The organism is Sanguibacteroides justesenii, from assembly GCF_003204205.1.
GTDB lineage: Bacteria > Bacteroidota > Bacteroidia > Bacteroidales > Marinifilaceae > Gabonibacter > Gabonibacter massiliensis.
The window spans coordinates 263,378-284,658 of the sequence record NZ_QJPL01000001.1; the positions used below are offsets into that span (position 1 = coordinate 263,378).

A 21,281-nucleotide genomic window follows, 5' to 3' on the forward strand; every position below is an offset into this window, starting at 1 on the left:
TGTATTTTGATGATGACGAAACGACTGATAGCCTGTTGCGGGTTGGATTGCGAAAGTTGCGAGGCCCGTATCGCCACGGTCAGGAATGACAATGAGTTGAGAGAAAGGACGGCTCGGAAATGGAGCGTAATGAATAATGCCCCGGAGATTACGGCTGCGACGATCAACTGTACGGGATGCCGATCCGTCGGGGTGAAATTTGCCTATTGCAGCGATTATTGTGAAATCCGCAAATGTGTATCTGAAAAAGGATTCGGAACTTGCGGCGACTGTAAGGAATTGGAACATTGCCGGATAGTCGGAGCTGTTTTCCGGCATAACCCCGCTGCAAAAGAAAATCTCCTGTCTTCGACGACTGCCTGAAACCTGAGAACTCGTTGAAATTATCCAGTGGGTTACTTCTTTATCTGGTTTCAGATGACACAACATATTGTAAAAGAATAGGATAATTATCTTTTTATGGCATATTTTTAAAAAGTGGTGTCACTATTAAGATATTGAGATTCTTTTATTCGTTATATGTTGGTATTTTAATTCGCCTTTCCTTTATTCCGAAATGTACGTTTCGAATCGAATTATTCTGTAAACGAACCTACAAATTCCCCAAATCGCAAAATCTTCTCGCTATTTGTTTTATTGAAAAGTAAGTGTTCGAAGTCTTTTTGCTTCTTCTTCAAATCGACTGTTTTCTGTAATCCTTTCTTAGCATAATGAAGGCTATTCCAGTCAAAATAGAGTTGCCATGTGCGCAATTGCTTTTGCAAATTTGCGACAAATATATTTTAATTGTATCTGACTAACCCTCATTCTTGAAAAAACATATGAGCAGGTATCATTCTGATTGTCATGCCGTACTTCTCAAATGTATCACTTTGGTTGAGGGTTACGATACTTCCTTCTTTTATGCCGAGATTCTGCATGGCTACAAGCAAACCGTTGTATTCTCTTTCAAAATTCTCATCGTCTATGGTCAGGCATACCTGTATGGCTTCTTTTACCGTACCCTTTTCCATTGTGATGAAATCACATTCGCCACGGTCTTTGTAATAAAAGATATGCTTGTATTTCCGGCGTAAATGCAAAAATACGAGATTCTCTAAACGTCTTCCCATATTGTCGCTTATCGATATAGCGTTTTCCGTATAGATTCCCAAGTCCATAACATATATCTTTTTGGGATTACGTGCCTGTACCTTCAATGAATGACTGAATATGGGGATAAATTCAAATAGATAAGCATCTTTCAGGAATGAAAAATATTCCAGAAAAGTAGCCGGTGATTTGATATCAAACATTCCAACGAGCTTGTTTGCAGAAACGAGATTCCCTATATTCGTTATCAGGTATGCTGTTAATTGCCTCAATGAGATTACATCACGGATATTATTCCTGACAGCTATATCCCGCATTAATATATCGTCCACTAATGCATTCAGAATAATAGATGCTCCGGTTTTAAGATATTCGGGTATTCCTCCGTTTTTCAGATAATCCATTACGGAGTTCTCTCCGCTATTTAATATTTTAAACCGGATAAATTCCGAATAAGAAAAAGGAAACAGTTCCATAGTCAAATGCCTGCCTGTTAAATGTGTTCCTAATTCTACACTAAGCATAGAAGCGTTGGAACCTGTTATAAATACCTTGTATCCTTCGCGCAAAAGCTGATTGATATACGTTTCCCATCCTTTGACAGTTTGTATTTCATCAAAAAAGAGTACTTTTATTCCACGTTTTTCTATTTCCCGGTGAAGGCGTACAAGGTCTCCGGTTTCAAAACCGGATAGACGTATATCATCGAAATTGAGGTATATAGCATCCTGATAATCCCGGCGAAGCAGTTGCAGAAGCAAGGTACTTTTTCCGCATCGGCGTATTCCGGTTATTATCGTGGCAAACGAATCTGCAACGGGTATTTCAGAGAGCGCATCACGGGTGAAACCGGAATCTCGTTTCAAAAAAGTTTCCCGCTGTGCATCTATAACTAAAGCTATTTCTTCCTGCCGTATCATATTCTTAACTATAATATGAATAATCTTTCACTGTAAAGATACGAAATCTTTCGATATAATGAAAGAAATCTTTTATTTAAAATGAAAGAAGTAGTATTCTCTTAAAGTTGGTAAGTTTTAAGAAGCAGTTTTACCCTATGAAAAAGAGCTCTACTTTGGAATTTATCGCAATAATCCATCAGCAAATCTTTGTTCAAATTGTTATTCAGATAATATTCATCCAAACGCAATTCTTCCAATTCTTGTTCGCTGTTATAGAACGGATAAAAATACAGCAAATCAAGTAATGCCTTTTCGGATGTGGCAAACTGGATGGTGCGGTTGTCTGCCATTGGCTTAAACTCGTAACCAAACATTAGGTTTTCTTTGACACTATGATAAGAATATTCTCCAATGCAATTGCTAAATGATGCGGTTTTCAACGATGATATACTAACAATTTGTACTACTACTTCCGGTATCACTTCGTAAAATGCCAATGCCGTATGCAGGCTAATATAGGATGGTTGATAAATTCTGTTGACGAAATATAGGAAATAATCTGGCTTGCTCTTATATTCAAAAAAGATAAAGTATCCCTGTCTCAATCGGATGATACCCTTTCTTTACCCAACGGGAAAGATTATTCCGGTCAAAATCGGGTTGCCGTGCATATACCTGATAGATATTAAAGCATGCCGAATCAGAATTACTTCTTGTTTTTGTTAACTAAAATGCTTATCGGGGAGAGCGATTTTAAGAAACTAAACGAACGGTTGAATTACTATGTTCGTAAGGGAAAGTTGCTCTATAGTTAAAATCGTCAATCTATAATAAAAAAGAGAATCACTTTCGTGACTCTCTTTTGCGTGGTGCCACCAGGAATCGAACCGGGGACACAAGGATTTTCAGTCCTTTGCTCTACCGACTGAGCTATGGCACCAGCTTTCATTGCGGGTGCAAATATAGAGGTTTTATTTGAATTTGCAAGGGTGTTTTAAGAAAATTTCATTCTGGGTCTAAGATAGCGGGTGTAGATTGTCAAATAGATCATCCAGATAATGATAAACAGTGTCGAAGGTAAAACAGCCGGAGTCAGAAAGAACCAGCTGATCAGTCCGATGATAAGGAACCCTAAGTAAATCAATAGGTAGTTGCCAATTAACGGGGGAGTGTGTTTCCGGGCAATAAAAAAGGCTGCAATCAGGTTGAGAGGGTTCGCCCATAGGATATTGAAGTTCGGGAATGTGGTAGGATGTTTCGTGAAAAAGCCTAAAAAAACGATCAGGCATCCGATTAATCCGGTTACCGCGAAAAAGAGTACGGACAAGCTTCCGAGGAGGCGAGTTCTTTTGGCTTTTTGGTAGATGAAAATCAATACTCCCATGCCGATGAAAAAGACGAAGAAAGGAGATAGAAACCAAGGGGTCGCATGATCCTGTTCCGGTGCCTGGTAAAGGATTTCTATCGGCTGGGCCAAACGGGTCCCGTCGGGATAATATGCCGAGTCGAGGGCATACATCAGGTAGTCGGGCAAAAACATCTGCTCCCGGTTCGTGGCGTCGGCATTGGCCGGGGAACCGAGGATGGTATGGATTCCCCATTGGGTCCAGGGCGAACGTTGCAGGTATTCGTCCAAAAGATTCCAGAAACTTTTGTCCTGTTCCAGTGTTTTCCACGTGATCTCGTTGTCCAAACTTTTTTCAATGATATCCCGGACCCGGGTAGAGCAATTGTCATACAGGAAATTATACAGGTAAGAGCGGTTTTGCGGCTCGTAATTTTCTAACAGAAGATTCATCAACTCTTGTTTCTGTATGGAATCGAGGTTAAGGGTTTGAGAATAGATGCTTCTTTTCTGTTTGTCGTATGCACTAAGGAAACCGTAAGGTCCGTAATAGTTGCTGATGGAAAGTTGATAGGGAAGTAATCCCCGGGCGAATTTCAGATAGAAACCCTGGGTATCGAAGTCGAATGTCCCGTAGTTGAACACGACGTCGATCCGGTTGGTTGGATCTGTTACCCGTATACCCGTATGTCCGAACAGGGAGTAGAGTTCATTTCCCGGAGCACAGGTCAATATGCTGATGGTAGCCTTTTCGGAGAGCGTGATTTTCTCTTCTGAAGCTGTGGCCGGAAAGGAAAAACATAGGATCAACCATAAGGTCCGATAGAGTGTCAGGATATTTTTCATAAAGTCTTGTTTAGCGTTTTAAAAGATCGGGGTACTCGATGCCACAAAGGAAAAGAGCGTTTCCCGGAACGGATGTTCCGGCATTTCCCCTGTTCCGGGATTCGATGATCCGGCGAAATTGTTCCGGTGTAATTTTATGTTGTCCTACTTGCAATAAAGTACCGACAATGGCACGTACCATGTTGCGAAGAAAGCGGTCGGCTTTTATGGTAAATACCAATTGACCGTTCTCTTCTTTCCAATGAGCTTCCATGATTCGGCAATTATTGGTCTTCACGTCCGTATGGAGTTTCGAAAAACTGGTAAAATCATCGTATTCGAACAGTATCCGGCAAGCTTCGTTCATGCGGTCTATATCCGGTAAAGGACGAATGCGAAACGTGAACGGATAGGTAAATGGATCTTTTGCCTTGTCGATATAATATTTGTAAGTACGGGAGAGGGCGGAGAAGCGGGCATGAGCCTCCTCTTTTACCGGATAAATTCGTTTGATGGCAATGTTTTTATTTAGAAAACGGTTCAATTTATCGGTAAGAACCGATACCTCTTCGATCGGGGTACGACTGTCGAAGTGAGCCACGAAAAAAGAGGCATGTACTCCGGTATCCGTTCTTCCGGCTCCAGTAACGTTAACCTCTTGTCCGAGAAGGAGAGAGAGGGCCCGGTTTAGATCTTCCTGGACAGAAGGGGCGTTCGGTTGTATTTGCCAGCCGTTGTACTCTCTCCCGTTGTAAGCTAATTCAATAAAATACCTGCACATACTCAGCTCCTGTTTTTGGATTTGTGTTTCAAAAGTAGTACAAATCCCTGAAATAATCCGAATGCCTTTTATATTTTGTCGATAGTCGATAACAAATTATGATCTTTTTACGCTATATTTGTGAATTCATAGTTCGTTTGGAATGTATAATTGAAATGAGATGAGCGATATTAGTGAGCATTTGAAGCAGGTATTGAATAATTTACCTTCGCGGGTGAAATTGATTGCGGTTTCCAAAACAAAACCGGTAGAAGCGATCGAAGAGGCTTATAAGGTAGGACAAAGAGTATTCGGAGAAAACCGGGTGCAGGAGTTAGTCGAGAAGTACGAGGCGCTTCCCAAAGATATAGAGTGGCATTTGATCGGTCATTTGCAGACCAATAAGGTGAAGTACGTGGCTCCTTTCGTTGCCATGATTCATGGAGTGGAGAGTTTAAGGTTACTGGATACGATCAATAAGGAGGGAGAGAAGAACGGACGGGTGATTCCCTGTTTATTGCAGTTCCACATCGCGGAAGAGGAGACTAAATTCGGTTTGGATGAGGCGGAGGCTAAAGAGTTGTTGGAGAGTGAAAACTATGGCCGGATGAAGAATATACATATCGTGGGTGTGATGGGAATGGCTACTTTCACGGAGGACAGGAAACAGATTCGGAAAGAGTTTCATCATTTGAAAACGATTTTCGATGATTTGAAACAAAACTATTTCTCCCATGATCCGGCATTTAAAGAGTTGTCCATGGGAATGTCCGGGGACTATCCGATTGCCGTGGAAGAGGGTAGTACCATGGTCAGAGTAGGGAGTTCCATTTTCGGGTATCGGAATTGAAAGAAGTAACATACATTATTAATTAAATATTGTTCATATGGCAAATTTAAAGACGAAATACATGGGGTTGGATTTGGTAAGCCCTATTGTCGCCGGTAGTTGCGGTTTGACCTCGGATATAGAAAAAATGGTAGAGATGGAAAAAGCGGGAGTCGGAGCTGTTGTTTTGAAGTCCATTTTTGAGGAGCAAATCAACGAGGAGAGCGTGGGAATATTTAAGTCCGGTTACGGTATGGGAGATGCCTATCCTGAAGCGGAAGATTATATTAAAGCCTATATTCGTTCCAACACGATTCAAAAGTATGTAGAGTTGGTCCGTACGGCTAAAAGTCGTTTGACCATTCCGGTAATAGCGAGTGTCAATTGTTTTAGCGGGGGAGAGTGGGTTACTTTTGCCCATCAATTAGAGTTGGCCGGTGCGGATGCCTTGGAATTGAATGTCTTTATTTTGCCTGTCAACGAGTTTACGGAGAGTGCCGAGGTCGAAAATATTTATTTCGATATAGTGAAATCCATTAAGAAACAGATAAAGATTCCGGTATCGGTGAAGATCAGTCATTATTTTACTAATCTTTCGGCTTTCGTGGATAAGCTTAAGGCATATGGTGCGAATGCCGTAACGATGTTCAATCGTTTTTACGAACCGGATATCAATATAAACACGATGACAATGGGAGCGGCTTCCGTATTCAGTACGGCGAACGAGCTGAGAACGACTTTAAGATGGACCGGAATCTTGGCCGGGAAAGATAAACAATTGGAGATTTCGGCTTCCACGGGAGTGCATAGCGGAGAAGCTGTGGTTAAGATGTTACTGGCCGGGGCTACTACCGTGCAACTTTGTTCCGTGCTTTACGAAAAAGGCCTTCCGGTGATCGGGGAGATCAATCAATTCGTATCGGAATGGATGGAATCCAAAGGTTTCCATTCGGTAGAGGAGTACAGGGGACAGCTATCTTATTCCTCCATTGAGAATCCGGATTTATACGAGCGGGCTCAATTCATGAAATACTTTAGCAACAAGCAGTATTGAGATGAAAAGGATCTGCTGGATCGTGTTTTGTTGTATCTGCATGGCTTGCAGCAAGTATGACGGTGTACCTGAAAAATATCACGCTTTGTTGGACGAGGCTTTGGCGAAGGCCGATTCGAATCGGAGCGAATTGGCTTGGGCATTGAAGCAGGCTTCCCCGGAGATGAAGGAGGGAGTGGCGTTTTTAATCGCGTATATGCCGAAACGGGATCTACTCTCCATGAAAGGAAAATTCCTTTTGGATAATGTGGAGTCAGCTTATAAGGCAAGGAATCGTTTCGAATGGGCGAAGAGCGTACCTGATTCTATTTTTTTGAACGAGGTATTGCCTTATGCTTGCTTGAACGAGGAACGCGATGATTGGCGTTCCGATTTTTACAATCGTTTTACTCCCTACGTGGAGAATTGTAAGACCTTGAAAGAGGCCGTATGGGCTGTTAATAAACATATACGGGATGAGGTGAGGGTCGATTACAATACGAACCGGGAAAAGCCGGACCAGAGTCCTTCCGAATCCATGCGTCAGGGAATGGCTTCCTGCAGCGGTTTGTCGATCTTGTTGACAGATGCTTTTCGTGCGGTCGGTATCCCTTCCCGTATTGCCGGAACTCCTAATTGGCATGATAATCGCGGTAATCACAATTGGTGTGAGGTTTGGGTAGACGGAGAGTGGTATTTCACGGAGTATTATCCGAACGAACTGAATCGCTCGTGGTTTTTAGCGGATGCGGGTAAAGCCGATCCGGAAGACCGGGAGCATGCTATTTTTGCTTCTTCCTTTAAGTCCACGGGAGAGAGTTTTCCGTTGGTTTGGGATGAGAATATTACCTATGTTCCGGCATGGAACGTGACTCAGCGTTATATAGATCTCTACAAAAAAGTAGCTGATAAACAATTATCGGACGGTAACCACGTGGCGATGCGGGTCATGATGTTTAAAAATGCCGGATGTTCGCAAAAATCGGAAGACAGAATTGCCGGCAATATCGATATTTTTTGCGGTTCCGATCAGGTCGGCGGAGGACGAACGGCCGGTCCGACTCGGGATATGAATGATGTTTTGGAGTTTATCGTCGAAAAGAATAAAGGATACACGTTGAAATATTGGGATGATGAGGGGAAGGAATACGAAAAAAGGGTAGAGGTGAAGGACGATCCCGTGGAGGTGAGGTTATTCCGGTAACATATGAAACGAAACCCGCCATCGTTTCAGAACAATGGCGGGTACAAAACAAAGAAATAACGAAATACCTTAATCTACTTTTGCAAAAGTAAGGGGATAGGGAGGTAGTAGCAATCCCTATTTGTGGGGATATTTTATGTTGTACTCCTCATCGGTAGGGATAGGTTTTTATGGAAATGCAGGTTGACGATTGCAGATAGTGAATGATAGGGTGAAATTAAAATACTCCGCCGAATTTCGGCGGAGTATTTTGATTCATGAATACATTAATTACAATATATTTCCCTCGGAGTCCACCACGACTTGAAGCTCTTCTTTTCCTTTTTCCAGTTCGAAAAGATAAACGTTCGTGCCGTTTGCTCTCTCTTCGTAATCGATATCATCTATAAGATAATCGGCATAGCGGGAACGGATCAGGTTTAATATATCTGCCGGTACTTCATTTTCCCGAATTTCCCAGGTCGTGAGTTGCCATTTGTTGTCTTTGGCCGCGAATATTACCTCTTTTTTCCGATTGTTATCCCATATTTCTACTTCGATAAAACCGAGCTCGATTTCCATATCGATGATAGGTGCGTTATCGTAGGTTTGATTGATAAAGTTTTTTATCTCTTCGGGGAGAGAGGTAGGCAGGTAATTATCGGAATCGTTATCCGGTACGGCTTTGAATAAGTTCCCGTCTTCCGTGTAATAGAGATCCATCTCCTGATTTCCTTGTTCTACCTCTATTACGTAAATGGTTTCCATGTCCGCTCTTTCCACTTTATCCACATCTTCTTTTCTCCATTGGGCGTATTCGCTGGCGTTGAAACTCGTCTTCACTGCTTCCGGTAAACTCTCAAACGGAATATCGCTTTCGGTCATGTACCATATTCCGGATGAATTGATCCAAGTTTCGGTTTTGATTCCGTTATTCCGGAATTCGGCTACATTGTAATTGTTTTTTATCTCCCATTCGACGTGTTGAGCATCGGGATACTTAGAGTTGAACGTACCGATAACTTTTTCATTCGGCCGGTAGTTGTTATCGTCATCCTTGTCACAACTCGTGGCGGTTAATGTTGTAGCCAACAATAGAATTAAAATAGTGAATCTTGTTTTCATAATGTTATTATTTTAGTGATTTGCTTATTTAATCATCGAAACGCAGAAACTTTTCATTTTTGTCGAATTTCAGTTCCGACCCGTTGAGTAATTGGATTTCATAACCTTTATCCTCTTTTTTTATGGAAACGATTGTTTGGTCTTTAAAATTTGTTTTTACATACTGGTAAATCTTTTTCGGAATGATATCGACAGGAACGGGTTGTCTTTGACAATCCACCTCCGTCCATCTTCCTTTGTAATCGAATTCCAGATCGAAACCATCCGTTAAAATAACTTCGTATTTTTTCCATAACCAGATTCCGTCCTCTTCTTCCATGTGCGAAATATCGGACCGGGGGAAATGTTTCTTTATGAAATTTCGAGCTTTTACCGGCAGAGCATTCGTGTCGTTTACTATTTTATCATTGTAAGCATAGGTTCCGGTAAACCATAGGATACAGATGAGAAATACAATAATTTTTTTCATATCTTTTGCTTTTAATTTTGATACAAAAAAACAATTGAATTTGGGAAAGATTTGGGAAAAACGTGTTTTTCCAATTTTTTTTGAGGACAAACGGTAATTTATTATTTCAACTACAATTTCGGCGAGGCCATTGCAATTTGAAATGGTGTTTACCGTCGTATCGGTACGAAACTTGAATCCGGTACAGGGTAGCGATGGATTTAATAATGGATAGCCCTAATCCTGTAGATCCTGTTTTTTTACGTCCGGAATAAAACCGCGTGAAAATTTTTTCCCGGTCTAAAGGTCCGTCCGTATCTTCATTGGTGAACCGTATGCTGTTATCGGTTACGGAGATTATTATCTCACTTTTTTCGGGAGAATGAAGAAAGGCGTTTTTTAGCAAATTGGTGATGAGTGTGGTGGCCAATGATTCGTTCATGGGACGGATTAGTTCTGCCTCTTCGTTTACGTTTGTCCGGATAGATTTATTCGCGTAGATTTCGGAAAAATCTTCTATCGTATCTCGAATCAAGGTATTGAAACAAACCTCTTTCTCTTCATGGAATTGCCCGTTTTCGATACGTGAAAGTAATAAAAGCGATTTATTCAATTTTACACTTCGTCCGATATTCTTTTGTATCTCCTCTATTTCTTGCAGCATCTCTTCGTTGCCTTCTGTTTTTTCTGCCAACATCTCTAATTTGTTCTGACATATGGCCAATGGGGTTTGTAGCTCATGAGAGGCATTTTCAATGAACTGTCTTTGTTGTGCATAAAGTTCTTCATTTCGGCGGGTCATCTTTTCGATGGTGGTGTTCAGTTGTTTGAACTCTTTGATTTTAGTCTGATTGTCTAAAGGTTTGCAGTTCGTTCCCAAGGTGAAGGAATCCAGCCACTTCAATAATTTGTGGAGAGGGCGTAGGCTCTTGCGAAAAACGATCTCCGTAACGATAAGGATCGTAATCAATAGAGAGACGTATAAAATAATGATCCATTGAATCATGGCTTCGATCATGTCGTCCTGCTCCAAAGTCGAGATCATGATTGTCAGTTCATAATAACGGTTTTCTTTGGATTTGAAAGAAGTTTTGAGTACCCTTACCGGATCGTCTTCGAGTTCTACTTCGTAAAAGCGGGTGGAATTGAAATAGTGTTCCTTGTAGTTTTCGGCCTCTTGCGGGGATATTTCCCTGATGGAATAATGTGTCATCACGTCCTTATGCTCGCCGGTCACGACTCCGTTTCGGAGGGATTGTTTAATGATCAGTTCCTTTGTGTTTTCGAGGGTATCGTCTGTTTCATCCATTATTTCATCTAAAATATTCAGATAGAACAGGTAAGCCCATACGGAAAGGATTACAATCAATAGGACAGAAAGACGGGCAAGCGTGTGGTGAAGTAATTTCATAGTTCTTCCGGGTGAGTGGTTAGTTTGTAGCCGAATCCGTAAATAGCTTTTATTTCGGGTATCGCTCCGGCATGTTTCATTTTCTTGCGTAGGTTTTTCACCTGTGAATAGATAAAATCCAAGCTGTCCGCCTGATCGATACGATCGCCCCATACGGATTCGGCTAAGGTGGTCTTGTTGATCAACCGATCGGGGTTGGTTACGAAATAGTAGAGCAGATCGAACTCTTTCCGGTTTAAAGTCAGCTCCGAACCGTTGACCTGAACGGTATGCCGATCGGGGTACACGTTTAAATTTGCCAGTTCTATGCCTATATTCCCGTCTTGTTGATTGCGACGGATGACCGATTTAACCCGCGCATTGAGTTCTGCCAGATGAAAAGGTTTGGCTAAATAGTCGTCTGCGCCGAGATCCAATCCGGTAACTTTGTCTTCTATGGAATCCTTGGCCGATATGATAATAACGCTTTCTCTTTTCTTGTTTTTCTTTAGTTCTTCGAGTAAAGTAAGTCCGTTTCCATCCGGTAGCATAATATCTAACAATATGCAGTCGTAATCGTAATCATTGATTTTTAATAATGCGGAATGGTAATCGGGAGCCTGTTCCACGACAAAACGCTCTTTTTCCAACGATTTTGTCATGACTTCCCGTAAATTCTCTTCATCTTCAATAATTAAGATTTTCATGGTATACGATATATTATTCAAACAAAAATAGTGAAATATTTTGGAAAGAAACTGGAAAAGAAGAGTCGTAAATCAAAAAAGATTCTGTGAGTGTGACGAATAATCATTCATATTACATCACTTAATCACAGAATCCTCTAATCACCGGGTTTCCTAACCGGATGAATTTATTTTACGATTTCGTAATCAATACCTTGGAGGTAGTAGATGGAGTAAAAATCTTTATTGTTTTTTTTCATCCATTCCCTCATTTGGGTAATGTTATTGCTTTCAGAATCACAATGTTCTCCCTCTTCCTCTTTTTCCTTGATCTTTTTTTCCCAATTGTCTATGTATTCCTGGGAGAGACGTTGTTCTTTCACGATTCCGGTGACTTGTATCTCCGAACCTACCAACTCTTTGTTAAAGCCTTTGATATTACCGGAGGCTTCTACCCGGAGGGTGGTTTCTCCGCTCGGGTTGGTAATGAAGCAACGGCGTCCTGAATTGCTGCAGGTATGTTTTACCTTTCCCTGTAAAACGATCGTGTCGTTTACTTTCTGTTTTGCCACTTGTAGTAAACTATCTACATTCAAGCTCGTTTGGGTATGTACGCTTGTTGTTGCTTGTTTAGTCTTTTGACTTTCTTTGCAGGAGGTTAGAGAATAAGAAAGAGTTCCTGCCAAAATTAAAATAGCGATTGTTTTTACCATAGTATGATTTATTAGATGAAACATTATTTTTTTCGTTATTTAATAAGGTTATCGTGATGAATCTGACGATTCCCGTGAAGAGAACGATTCCGGGTCTTGGGCGAATAGAAGTCCTCGAGCGACCAGAGAACTTTATCCGCATGACATATGTAATATTTTTGCATTCGATTACTTTTTCCATGTATAATATTTTAAAAAGTGAGTCCTCCCTTTATCTGTACACCGTCGTTGTGGATGGAATTAGCGTGGAAGTGCTTGCTGTATTGCAGAGAAATAAATATACCTTTATCTCCGGCAATGGGATGATCCCAACGTATGGAGGTCGAACCGTTTTTTCCATTACCTGACAGATTGGAATGGTTGATTTGTAGTGGGTAAAGCATTTTTTGTTTTTCTTCAATCTCCGTCAGTTGCAGATCGGAGTTATAGGTGTAATTGTATTCTCCTTCCAAATGAAATTGGAAGATGGATTTTTTGTATAGGGCAGATAACCGGAATTCCACTCCTCCCGAGAGGAGACAGAGTCTCATCAGGCGATGCGGATCCGCGTATTTCATCTCCGTGTTATTCATCCCCAAACGGGGTAAGATAAACCATTGGTACCGCTTGCTTTGAGAAAGTTTGCCGTATGTCGCTTCCAGTGCTACATGATAGTTTTGGAGGGTGAATTGTTTGGCTTCTCCGATTTGAGGATAGATATTACTGGCTGCATCTCCGAATAAGTTCTCAATCCCTTTTTTCGATAATAGCTTCCCTTGGAGTTTGACACCCCATTCCCGGTTTCCCCGTTTGAACCGATATCCCATTTCGATATCTCCTTTATTTTCGGTCAATTGATTGAGAGGTAGTTCATTCAGGTCCGAGATAATTTTTTCGAAGGTAAAATAATCGTAGGAGGCCGTGATAAAGATTCCTTGTTTTGTTTTGGGAAACAGAGTGAGACTGCTACCGTATCCCCAGCCTTTATAATAAGAGTTGGTATTGTTGCCAGAGAAACGATTGTAATCCATACCTAAACCACTGGCATGAAATATTTTAATACCTCCTAATTCGCTAAAGAACTTAATAAGATTCGTTTGTTTGTACTTCCTTACATGCAGTGCGATTCCCCCGGAATAACGGGATTTTGTTTTTAGGGTGATACCGACGGAAACGTTCAGATCCGAAGTCGTGTTTTTCGGTCGCGGATCTACCCGGCGATACTCCATCAGAGCTCGGTAGTTTGCATAGATACCCCATACTATTTTTCGAATTTCCTGGGCATAGCCTCCCGCAAAGAAATACTCTTCGTAAGTGAGATTTCCTCCTAACGTATCGGCTGAAATATAAGGGTATGTAATGTCTATATCAGAGCTCTCGTTGTAAGTGATGTCTTTTTTCTTACCGGTATAGAAATGGGCTTTTCCCCACACCTTGCTGTTCTTTTTTAAGGAGAGATAGGAAAAGGCGTTAAACATGAAGCTTTCATCTCCATTCCCCTTTTGAAGTATAAGCGGTTTATTGGCTTTTTCGTGTTTCCATCCCAAGCTGAGTTCAGAAAAGGTTATATCCCTGAAATAATAATTTGTGGCCGGATTACGATATATTTGCGATGCAAAGTCCTCTCCCGGAGAGAAATATATTCGAATCCGTTCAGTCGGGGGAATAGAATCTTTTGCCCATCCTGTAAGATAGCAAGTGAGTAAGATCAGAATAAAACTTAAACGAGAGCTCATGTTCATCTGTTAATTCCTTTTTAAGGTCGGTGTAGCTTTGGCTTCGAAATCGTTGGTCGAATTATTCGTGTCTTTTAGAATCTTTCTTCCGTCCGAGGTTGTACTTAATGTCTTTCGTTTGATACTTTTTCCGTATCTGTCATTGTCGTTTTTGATTTCGGCACAATAGGTCCATCCCGTATCCAAAGTCGGGGCCGTGACATTCCATACGTATTGGGACACGTTACTTACGTTAACGGCGTCAATGATCCATTCGTTCGGAATTTTATAGGCGCTGTTACTCATGGGATAGGTTCCGCCGGGCAATACCATCGTGTAGTTGTAATCATATTTATAATTTTGCAGGAAAGTCTCCTTGTCTACACCTAACCGACCGATGGCATATGCCTTCAGACCTTGTTTATGCATGGTCCAGATGGTTTTCGAGGAGCAATAGATCTTTTCCATATTCGGTACGGGAGTATCCACATCGTTTGTGCCCTCGTCAAACCATTCGAAATCGGCGTTGCTCAGGTCGAATGAATTGGGGTTCGTTTGTGAATGATTTTTACCGATATCGCAGATCAGGATCGATTCTCCTGGATTTACGGGATGTTCGTTCCCGTTTCCCGGAATTTTATAGACTGCCGTGACGGCAAAATGGGTAGACATAATGTCCGGATCGTATTCGTATTTCGTCGAGGTCAGGAATGCCGATTCCAGGATAACCAGACCGTCGGCATAGAGAATAGTATCGGAGTTATTATAAATCTTGAGGTATTGATCCCCGTCGTATACATCTCCTTCCGGTGTAATATTTCCAACGAAGAAAACCTCTTCTATCACGAAGTTTGCTTTCGCATCGTGCAGGAATAGAGGAAGAGTAGCTTGATTCGTCTCTCCGGCGATATAAACCGATTCTTTGTATCCTTTTACCGTACCTTCCATTACTTTCTGATCCATCGTATATTGGATTTTACCTTCAACGGAAACGGTATATAATCCTTCCGGTAATGAAAGGGTGATTTTATTTTCTGTAAAATCACCGCTTGTTATCGTTCTGGTCGTGTTCGTGTTTTTAAACGAGACGTTGAGATCCGATAACAGGGCGTCGTTTAATCCGTCAGGGGCGGTTAAACTTAAGGTATATACAGTCGTTTTTATATTATCGTCCTTATCGCACGCGTGGAGTCCGAAAATACAGCTTAAAAGTAAGAGATAATAGAATGTTTTGTTTTTCATGATTTTATCGATTGTTGGTTATTGTTTCAAAGAAGGGGTTGTTCCGTGTATAAAATCGGCACTGGAATTATTGGTATCCTGTAGAATTTGCCGTCCATCTTTTTGGGTTGCGGAGACTTTCCGTCGGACGCTTTTCCCGTAGCGATCGTTATTACTTGCGTTTTCGGAAACATAGGTATATCCCATGTCTACGGAGGGGGCGGTCACGAGCCATTCGTACTCTTTGGAGGGACAAAGATTGACGGCATCGACTATCCATTCGTTAGGGACTTGATAAGCACTGTAATTGTTTACTAAGGTCCCTCCGGGATAGACATAGGTCCAAGTATAATCGTGTTTATTTTTTTCCAGGAAGGTTTCGGCGGATACGGGTAAGCGGACTATGGCGTAAGTCTGATTCCCTTGGTTGTTGAGCATGAAGAAGCCGTAAATATTGATCATGTTGGGAACGCCGGGGTTATCGACATCCCCGTCGTAACTTCCGTCCTGGTAAAATTCAAAATCGGCATGACTCAGGTCGAACGAATTGCCGGTTGCTTGGCTATGGTCGATGCCGTCGGTTGCAAGAATTATTGACTCACCAGGTTCAACCGGATATTGTTTGCCGTTTCCCGGAATAACGGCAAGACACTCGACGGCTAAACCCGTGGAGCGAATATCCGGTGAAATATCCTGTTTCATGTTGTTGTAAAACGTGGAGGCAACGACGGCCAATCCGTCTGCGTATAAGATTTCATCCGAGTTATTATATATTTTGATATACTGATCTCCGTAGTATTGTTTGCCTTCATTGGTTAATGTTCCGGAAAAGAAGATTTCAGAAATCACAAAATCGGCTTTTGAGGTGTGAAGAAAAAGCGGGATAGTCTCGACTTTCTTTTCACCCACGATACTTACGGATTCCTGATACCCTTTGATGTCGGAAGTTAACGATTGATCTTCCCATGTATAACTTACTTTTCCTTCTATAGTCACGTGATACAAACCTTCGGGAAGATCAACGTTTATTTGATTGTTATTATAGACGCCTCCCGTGATTTTTTTACCGGTATTTACGTTTTCAAAGGTAGAAGTAATACCGGACAGGGTCGCTTCTCCCAGGTTTTCGGGAGTGCTTAGGCTGATTGTAAAGCTCGTGATTCGGGCATTATCGTCTTTCTGGCAGGAAGATACTCCATAGATGATGATAATAAGTAATAGATTGATAAATTGTCTCATAATTTATTATTTAAAGTTTAAGATTTAATTCCATTCCGAAATAGGGGGTAACATTTCGACGGACTTTAATTCCGTTGGAGGTATAATCCGGGGTATAGTCCAACATCTTGTTCACGAAAAGGGCCAACCTTACTCTTTCCTTGAACGTTTTGGTCGCTTTGAAATTGACGTAAAAATAGAGCGGTTCCGTCTGTTTTTTCCACAAGATGTCGTTATAGTTGACGGTCAGCCATTGACGTTCGGCGTGAGTTTTGTCGGCTTCGGTATAGTCGTGTTCTATACCTTGTATATCGATGTATTTTATAGGAATCCCGTTTTGTTTCATATTCCGTTGATTAGAAAACCACATACATTGTACGGAGGTGGCAAAACTGAGTCCCAACGAAGGTAAATAGGTGTCGAAAGTAAAATTGGTATTCAGTTGTTGTTTGTTATATCCGCTGTCGTCTTTATAGAGTCCGACGTAGGGAAGTTCTTTTCCCCCGAGGATGACCGACGGTTTGCTGTATATGGGCTGGCTATTTCGGTAGATGGATTTGAACCAGGCTCCGTTTATCGTTATTTTGGTTTGGATAAAAGGGATTCGTTGGGAAGAGTATTGAAACTCGATACCCTCTTTGCGTATGGTACTTCCGTTTGTTGTAATAGTGTAAGACGATATAACGGTATCAAGTATATAACTTACTTTATTCAAATCCGGGGGGCCTTGTAACTGGGAGGCATCGACCGAGTTGTTATCGTATTTTTTATATTCGAATGTACGAAACCGGGATGAATTCCGGAAGCCTGAATTTAATTGTTCATGAAAATAGGTGACGGATAACAAGTGTTGTCGGTAGGAGAGGTCTGCCCGTAATTCTATCTTTTTATTTCGGGCGGGTTCCAGCTCGTAATTCGTGGGATCTATTTTGTAAGTCCGGATGTTTATTCGTCTGAAAGTTTCATTCGTGTGGTAATAGTTGAATTGGACGAAGTCCCTGTAAATCAGGTTAGGGTAAAGGTCAGCCAGTACCGGAACTTTAGTATGCCATCCGATACCTCCGGCTATTTGTACCTTTAAGGCATCTCCTTTAATAAAGAGGGAGGGAAGGCTCCATAAAATATTGATTCTCGGATCCCAGTATAATTTTCCGTGCATTCTATAGGTACTTTTCAAGTTTAATGAGGAGAGGGAACGAATACCGGCCGAGATCGTCAAATCATGGTTCTTGATGGGCATGTATAGAACATCCTCAACAAAGAAAGAGAGTTCGTGACCAGCCGGGATATCCTTATAGGGACGAGGTCTTGCACTCATCGAAGGATAGAGAGGTTGTGCAAGGTCATATACTTGTCCTCGACCCAGATTTTTGTCCATACTCCACTCGATACCGGCCTTTATGTTATGGGTAATCTGATAAGTAGAGAGTTGAAAATTACTTGTTGCTTTGGCATACGCATTTATCGGTTGTCCATCTACCAATAAGTTGGCTGTGTATTGATAGGGGAGGAATACCCCGTCGTATTCACCTTCTTCGTCATGGGTAGGAATAGGAGTATCCCGGTTTAAGGAGACGAATTTGGTTTGTTTTATTTGATCTTTTTGATAATTCACGGCTGTCAGCAGGGAAAATGAACGAATAAAAAGTTCTTTTTTTGTCTTCCATTCTACCTGGTTGGAGATAGCCATGCGATTATAGGTAGATTTATACCGATCTACTTTTTGATAACTGATATCCGGATCACTTTTCTGATTATCGAAAGATCCTCCATAGTCCAGATTTAAGTTATAATTGACCTCGTGAGAAGAGGTTTTCCATTGTTTATAGATTCGCAAAGATGTGGTGAATCTCTTGTAATTTTCCAGGTTATTCCGGGGATCGGGTTTGGCGTTCAGGTAATCGATTCCTATATTGAAATTCCAGTTATTCGAAGTAGAAAATCCTTTCCCGACATAAAATAGTTTACTGCCCGGATCTGCTTTAAAGCGAGCTTCCCATTCGGTATATCCTGTTTTACGTTTTATTTTAATCAATCCACTGGTCAGATCTCCGAACTCTACGGAAGGAATACCCCGAATGATTTGCACCGTTTCAATATCGTCGGTGGGAATGGTTCGCATATCGACACCTTTTCCCGTGATGTTGAGACTATGACTCTTTTCACTTTGTGAGCTTCCTAACACGTATTGCATATTGGCATCCGTGCTGATGGGAACCCCGTCGATCATAAAAGAAGTTCCCAACGAAGAGGTATTGTATTGTTCGGAAGAAGTGCCTATTTCCCTGAGTCCGATTAGGTTTACTTTTCCCAGGGCCGGATCTTGGGACATATGTCCGGGTATCAATGACAGAATATCCGAGAAACTGGAAGGTTGTAACAGTTCCATGGCTTTGCGATCTATTCTGGAAGAGCTTGTCAATCCCCTCGATTCGGAAGCCGTGACTATGATATCTTTTAATTGTGTTGCGGTGGGTGTCAGGAAGAGGGTCAGGGATGTGTCTCTGTCCAGCACAAGAGAAAGGAGCAGCTTTTGATAACCTATGAACGAGATGTGAAGTTGGTATTCGCCTTGTGGGATGTTTTTTAACCGGGACATACCTTTGGTATCCGTAATCGTGGAAAATTGTCTTTTACGAATTGAGTCCCGAAGGGATACCGTGGCAAATTCCAATTTTTCGTTTGTCCGCGCATCTGTTACCGTCAGTTGCAAACTAAACTCACCACTGTCTTTTTGTGCGAAAGACAGCAGTGAGAAAAAATGTACATGCAGAAGTAACAAAAACACCTTAATAAACCATAATCTATGAATCATCCTATGTACTATTTTTAGTATGGACAAAAATAGACCGGATCTAAGAGGCGGGCAATCGCTATTTGTGGGGATTATGATAGATACGAATCCCTATTTATCGGGATAAAAAATATTCCGGAAGATATGTTGTCATCCCCCGGAATACATGAAAGTTTTTTTACTAAAGTCAGTAGTATTTGAATTTATCGTTTAGGTATATTTGAAATAACTTCGCCATTTGCCGCGTTGAGCGTGAGCTTAATTTCATTATTCCCTTTTTCCAGCTCGAATATATAAACTTCAGAACCGTTATTTCTCTGTTGAAAGTAGATGTCGTCTATCCGGTAATCTTTATAACCCATTTTTTGCAGGGTATTCATGACAGATGCGGGGACGCTGTTTTTACGAACCTCCCAGGTTGTGGTTTGCCATTGATCCTGAACATTGAACACTACCTCTTTTTTTATGTTGCTGTCAAATATTTCCACCTCGAGCATGCCTTTTTCCCGGTCTATTTCAACGATCGTCGCTTGAGGATATTTTTGTTGTATAAAAGTTAAAACGGCTTGTGGGAGAGTATCCGGTAAATGCTCCTTCATGCTGTGGGACATTCTCTTCAAAAGTATTCCGTTTTCAGTATAATAAAGATCGATCTCTTCTTCTCCTTTTTCAATTTCCAAAATATAGATTGTCTCCATGCCCGCTCTTTCGATCTTTTTTACATCCTCTGTTTTCCAGGTAGCGTATTCGCTTGTAACGAAATTGGTTTTAATTATTTCCGGCAATAAGTTATAAGAAAGTTCGCTTTGGGTCATTTGCCACACTCCTTCTTGAGTAAACCAGGCTTCGGTCTCAATATTCCCTAAGTTAAACTCGGCGATATAGTAGTTGTATTTCGTTTCCCATTCCACGTGTATAGCATCGGGATATTTTGCATTGAATGCTTTAACTATTTTCGGGTCAGGTACACGGTGTTTATCGTATGTGGTATTTGCCGCGGCTATCATGGTAGCCATAAAAACGATTATAAGCGATAATGTTGTTTTCATATTTTTTTCTGTTTATGTTTTTATATGTTTTACTGTAATGGTTGTAAAAAGTTGCTTTTTCTGCTTTTTTTAAGAAGGATTAATTTATAGTGATGGGTTAAGACACGCGGACTTACCCTGAACATTTTTCTGTTTTGCTTTTTTGACCTTCGACAATCAATTGGATTGCTTTTGTTCTTCGAGACATAAATTATATTTTTGTCTCGTTAATAACGAATGGTTGTATGAAAAGAGAGATTCATTTTATTCCTTCAGCTGAGGTTTGTTCGAAGGAGATTCTTATTGAATTGGAAGATGATAGAATTATTCGCGTGTGTTTTACCGGAGGATGCCATGGAAACACACAGGGAATAGCTGCTTTGTTGTGCGGAATGCAGAGGGAGGAAGCTATTCGGAGGTTGCGGGGAATATGTTGTAAGCAGAAAACGACATCCTGTCCGGATCAATTGGCAAATGCTTTGCAGGAGATAAATCCGATAAATGGTATTTAACAGTTTTAAGATATTTCCAAGAAATAATTTGGATAAATAAAAATATTGTTATATATTTACTGGAAAGAAAGGATCGGAGCGAGAGATGGATATTTGATATACTTAATTCGAAAGGACTATGAAATTAAAAGGAAATCAAATGTTTATCGTGATCTTTTTGCTGATCGTCATTACGGGTATCGTTGTTTACACTTGGATGGGATGGGCGGAGATGGTTTGCGGGTTTTGTCACGCGGTACGGGAAGTTTTGGCATCCGGTAAAATGATTGGTTTATAACATCGAAGTGAAGAGAGACTTCTACCGGATAAGTCGGGTTGAGGAGTCAAACAGGAAAAAGTTCATCGTATTTCCTGAAAAATAACAATTGTGATCTCCTTTTTTCATGCTCTGTTTTATTGACCTAAACGGTTTTCTGAACAGTAAATTTTAGTTGGCCTGTTTTTTGTTTGGATAATTTTATATATTTGCAACGCTTATCCATG

Annotated in this window: 20 protein-coding genes and 1 tRNA gene; 6 read left to right on the top strand and 15 right to left on the bottom strand. The window is 41.1% G+C overall.

Annotation, left to right across the window (positions count from 1 at the left end):
* The first annotated feature begins 12 nt into the window (after positions 1-12).
* Positions 13-363 (top strand): DUF3795 domain-containing protein, encoded by a 351-nt coding sequence (locus DMB45_RS01210; protein WP_110688425.1) that lies wholly within the window; start codon positions 13-15, stop codon positions 361-363.
* 440 nt (positions 364-803) lie between these two features.
* On the opposite strand, the gene DMB45_RS01220 is transcribed toward DMB45_RS01210, so the two are convergent.
* The 5 genes from DMB45_RS01220 to truA all read right to left on the bottom strand — a co-directional run bounded on the left by DMB45_RS01220 (position 804) and on the right by truA (position 4,945).
* Positions 804-2,012, bottom strand: a complete 1,209-nt coding sequence (locus DMB45_RS01220; RefSeq protein WP_059026023.1) for an ATP-binding protein — start codon at positions 2,010-2,012, stop codon at positions 804-806.
* Between the two features lie 101 nt (positions 2,013-2,113).
* Complete coding sequence (locus DMB45_RS14830; protein WP_237143267.1) at positions 2,114-2,368, bottom strand: hypothetical protein; 255 nt, start codon at positions 2,366-2,368, stop codon at positions 2,114-2,116.
* A gap of 493 nt (positions 2,369-2,861) precedes the next feature.
* Positions 2,862-2,934 (bottom strand) — tRNA-Phe (locus DMB45_RS01230).
* A 54-nt stretch (positions 2,935-2,988) separates the two neighbouring features.
* A complete protein-coding gene (locus tag DMB45_RS01235) occupies positions 2,989-4,185 on the bottom strand; it encodes an Lnb N-terminal periplasmic domain-containing protein (RefSeq protein ID WP_110688377.1) in 1,197 nt (398 codons plus the stop codon).
* A gap of 10 nt (positions 4,186-4,195) precedes the next feature.
* A complete protein-coding gene (gene truA, locus DMB45_RS01240) occupies positions 4,196-4,945 on the bottom strand; it encodes a tRNA pseudouridine(38-40) synthase TruA (RefSeq protein WP_041503857.1) in 750 nt (249 codons plus the stop codon).
* Between the two features lie 160 nt (positions 4,946-5,105).
* Here truA and DMB45_RS01245 point away from each other — a divergent pair, with 160 nt between their 5' ends.
* Genes DMB45_RS01245 through DMB45_RS01255 form a run of 3 tightly spaced genes read left to right on the top strand, consistent with a single transcriptional unit; the run spans position 5,106 to position 7,990 of the window.
* Complete coding sequence (locus tag DMB45_RS01245; protein WP_041503856.1) at positions 5,106-5,774, top strand: YggS family pyridoxal phosphate-dependent enzyme; 669 nt, start codon at positions 5,106-5,108, stop codon at positions 5,772-5,774.
* Between the two features lie 37 nt (positions 5,775-5,811).
* Complete coding sequence (locus DMB45_RS01250) at positions 5,812-6,807, top strand: dihydroorotate dehydrogenase-like protein (protein ID WP_041503855.1); 996 nt, start codon at positions 5,812-5,814, stop codon at positions 6,805-6,807.
* Position 6,808: 1 nt separating this feature from the next.
* A complete protein-coding gene (locus DMB45_RS01255; protein ID WP_041503854.1) occupies positions 6,809-7,990 on the top strand; it encodes a transglutaminase-like domain-containing protein in 1,182 nt (393 codons plus the stop codon).
* A 270-nt stretch (positions 7,991-8,260) separates the two neighbouring features.
* Here the strand turns inward: DMB45_RS01255 and DMB45_RS01260 are convergent, their stop codons facing one another.
* The 10 genes from DMB45_RS01260 to DMB45_RS01305 all read right to left on the bottom strand — a co-directional run bounded on the left by DMB45_RS01260 (position 8,261) and on the right by DMB45_RS01305 (position 20,307).
* Positions 8,261-9,094, bottom strand: a complete 834-nt coding sequence (locus DMB45_RS01260) for a PepSY-like domain-containing protein (RefSeq protein ID WP_041503853.1) — start codon at positions 9,092-9,094, stop codon at positions 8,261-8,263.
* Positions 9,095-9,122: 28 nt separating this feature from the next.
* Positions 9,123-9,563 carry a PepSY-like domain-containing protein gene (locus tag DMB45_RS01265; RefSeq protein ID WP_041504078.1) on the bottom strand — a complete coding sequence of 147 codons (441 nt, stop codon included), beginning with the start codon at positions 9,561-9,563 and terminating at the stop codon, positions 9,123-9,125.
* A gap of 106 nt (positions 9,564-9,669) precedes the next feature.
* Positions 9,670-10,953: a sensor histidine kinase gene (locus DMB45_RS01270; protein ID WP_041504962.1), complete on the bottom strand. Its 1,284-nt coding sequence runs from the start codon at positions 10,951-10,953 to the stop codon at positions 9,670-9,672.
* On the bottom strand, positions 10,950-11,639 hold the full coding sequence (locus DMB45_RS01275) for a response regulator transcription factor (protein WP_041503851.1): 690 nt from the start codon (positions 11,637-11,639) through the stop codon (positions 10,950-10,952). Before DMB45_RS01275 ends, DMB45_RS01270 begins: the two co-directional genes overlap by 4 nt.
* 167 nt (positions 11,640-11,806) lie before the next feature.
* Positions 11,807-12,331: a hypothetical protein gene (locus DMB45_RS01280; RefSeq protein ID WP_041503850.1), complete on the bottom strand. Its 525-nt coding sequence runs from the start codon at positions 12,329-12,331 to the stop codon at positions 11,807-11,809.
* A gap of 191 nt (positions 12,332-12,522) precedes the next feature.
* Positions 12,523-14,052, bottom strand: a complete 1,530-nt coding sequence (locus tag DMB45_RS01285) for a DUF6850 family outer membrane beta-barrel protein (protein WP_041503849.1) — start codon at positions 14,050-14,052, stop codon at positions 12,523-12,525.
* 3 nt (positions 14,053-14,055) lie between these two features.
* Positions 14,056-15,267, bottom strand: coding sequence for a DUF4876 domain-containing protein (locus tag DMB45_RS01290; RefSeq protein WP_041503848.1), 1,212 nt, complete (start codon positions 15,265-15,267; stop codon positions 14,056-14,058).
* 18 nt (positions 15,268-15,285) lie between these two features.
* On the bottom strand, positions 15,286-16,485 hold the full coding sequence (locus DMB45_RS01295; RefSeq protein ID WP_041503847.1) for a DUF4876 domain-containing protein: 1,200 nt from the start codon (positions 16,483-16,485) through the stop codon (positions 15,286-15,288).
* Between the two features lie 10 nt (positions 16,486-16,495).
* Positions 16,496-19,279, bottom strand: a complete 2,784-nt coding sequence (locus tag DMB45_RS01300; protein WP_052634705.1) for a TonB-dependent receptor — start codon at positions 19,277-19,279, stop codon at positions 16,496-16,498.
* A gap of 182 nt (positions 19,280-19,461) precedes the next feature.
* Positions 19,462-20,307, bottom strand: coding sequence for a PepSY-like domain-containing protein (locus tag DMB45_RS01305; protein WP_041503846.1), 846 nt, complete (start codon positions 20,305-20,307; stop codon positions 19,462-19,464).
* A 224-nt stretch (positions 20,308-20,531) separates the two neighbouring features.
* Here DMB45_RS01305 and DMB45_RS01310 point away from each other — a divergent pair, with 224 nt between their 5' ends.
* Together DMB45_RS01310 and DMB45_RS14665 are read left to right on the top strand one after the other, a co-directional pair.
* Positions 20,532-20,798, top strand: a complete 267-nt coding sequence (locus DMB45_RS01310; protein WP_041503845.1) for a TIGR03905 family TSCPD domain-containing protein — start codon at positions 20,532-20,534, stop codon at positions 20,796-20,798.
* A gap of 118 nt (positions 20,799-20,916) precedes the next feature.
* Positions 20,917-21,075 carry a hypothetical protein gene (locus DMB45_RS14665; protein WP_154665525.1) on the top strand — a complete coding sequence of 53 codons (159 nt, stop codon included), beginning with the start codon at positions 20,917-20,919 and terminating at the stop codon, positions 21,073-21,075.
* Positions 21,076-21,281 lie beyond the last annotated feature (206 nt).

What these genes read in the sequence shown, in the direction of transcription:
- DMB45_RS01210 (WP_110688425.1), top strand. Translation starts at nt 13, where the DNA reads ATGACGAAACGACTGATAGCCTGTTGCGGGTTGGATTGCGAAAGTTGC.
- DMB45_RS01220 (WP_059026023.1), bottom strand. Translation starts at nt 2,012, where the DNA reads ATGATACGGCAGGAAGAAATAGCTTTAGTTATAGATGCACAGCGGGAA.
- DMB45_RS14830 (WP_237143267.1), bottom strand. Translation starts at nt 2,368, where the DNA reads ATGTTTGGTTACGAGTTTAAGCCAATGGCAGACAACCGCACCATCCAG.
- DMB45_RS01235 (WP_110688377.1), bottom strand. Translation starts at nt 4,185, where the DNA reads ATGAAAAATATCCTGACACTCTATCGGACCTTATGGTTGATCCTATGT.
- truA (WP_041503857.1), bottom strand. Translation starts at nt 4,945, where the DNA reads ATGTGCAGGTATTTTATTGAATTAGCTTACAACGGGAGAGAGTACAAC.
- DMB45_RS01245 (WP_041503856.1), top strand. Translation starts at nt 5,106, where the DNA reads ATGAGCGATATTAGTGAGCATTTGAAGCAGGTATTGAATAATTTACCT.
- DMB45_RS01250 (WP_041503855.1), top strand. Translation starts at nt 5,812, where the DNA reads ATGGCAAATTTAAAGACGAAATACATGGGGTTGGATTTGGTAAGCCCT.
- DMB45_RS01255 (WP_041503854.1), top strand. Translation starts at nt 6,809, where the DNA reads ATGAAAAGGATCTGCTGGATCGTGTTTTGTTGTATCTGCATGGCTTGC.
- DMB45_RS01260 (WP_041503853.1), bottom strand. Translation starts at nt 9,094, where the DNA reads ATGAAAACAAGATTCACTATTTTAATTCTATTGTTGGCTACAACATTA.
- DMB45_RS01265 (WP_041504078.1), bottom strand. Translation starts at nt 9,563, where the DNA reads ATGAAAAAAATTATTGTATTTCTCATCTGTATCCTATGGTTTACCGGA.
- DMB45_RS01270 (WP_041504962.1), bottom strand. Translation starts at nt 10,953, where the DNA reads ATGAAATTACTTCACCACACGCTTGCCCGTCTTTCTGTCCTATTGATT.
- DMB45_RS01275 (WP_041503851.1), bottom strand. Translation starts at nt 11,639, where the DNA reads ATGAAAATCTTAATTATTGAAGATGAAGAGAATTTACGGGAAGTCATG.
- DMB45_RS01280 (WP_041503850.1), bottom strand. Translation starts at nt 12,331, where the DNA reads ATGGTAAAAACAATCGCTATTTTAATTTTGGCAGGAACTCTTTCTTAT.
- DMB45_RS01285 (WP_041503849.1), bottom strand. Translation starts at nt 14,052, where the DNA reads ATGAACATGAGCTCTCGTTTAAGTTTTATTCTGATCTTACTCACTTGC.
- DMB45_RS01290 (WP_041503848.1), bottom strand. Translation starts at nt 15,267, where the DNA reads ATGAAAAACAAAACATTCTATTATCTCTTACTTTTAAGCTGTATTTTC.
- DMB45_RS01295 (WP_041503847.1), bottom strand. Translation starts at nt 16,485, where the DNA reads ATGAGACAATTTATCAATCTATTACTTATTATCATCATCTATGGAGTA.
- DMB45_RS01300 (WP_052634705.1), bottom strand. Translation starts at nt 19,279, where the DNA reads ATGATTCATAGATTATGGTTTATTAAGGTGTTTTTGTTACTTCTGCAT.
- DMB45_RS01305 (WP_041503846.1), bottom strand. Translation starts at nt 20,307, where the DNA reads ATGAAAACAACATTATCGCTTATAATCGTTTTTATGGCTACCATGATA.
- DMB45_RS01310 (WP_041503845.1), top strand. Translation starts at nt 20,532, where the DNA reads ATGAAAAGAGAGATTCATTTTATTCCTTCAGCTGAGGTTTGTTCGAAG.
- DMB45_RS14665 (WP_154665525.1), top strand. Translation starts at nt 20,917, where the DNA reads ATGAAATTAAAAGGAAATCAAATGTTTATCGTGATCTTTTTGCTGATC.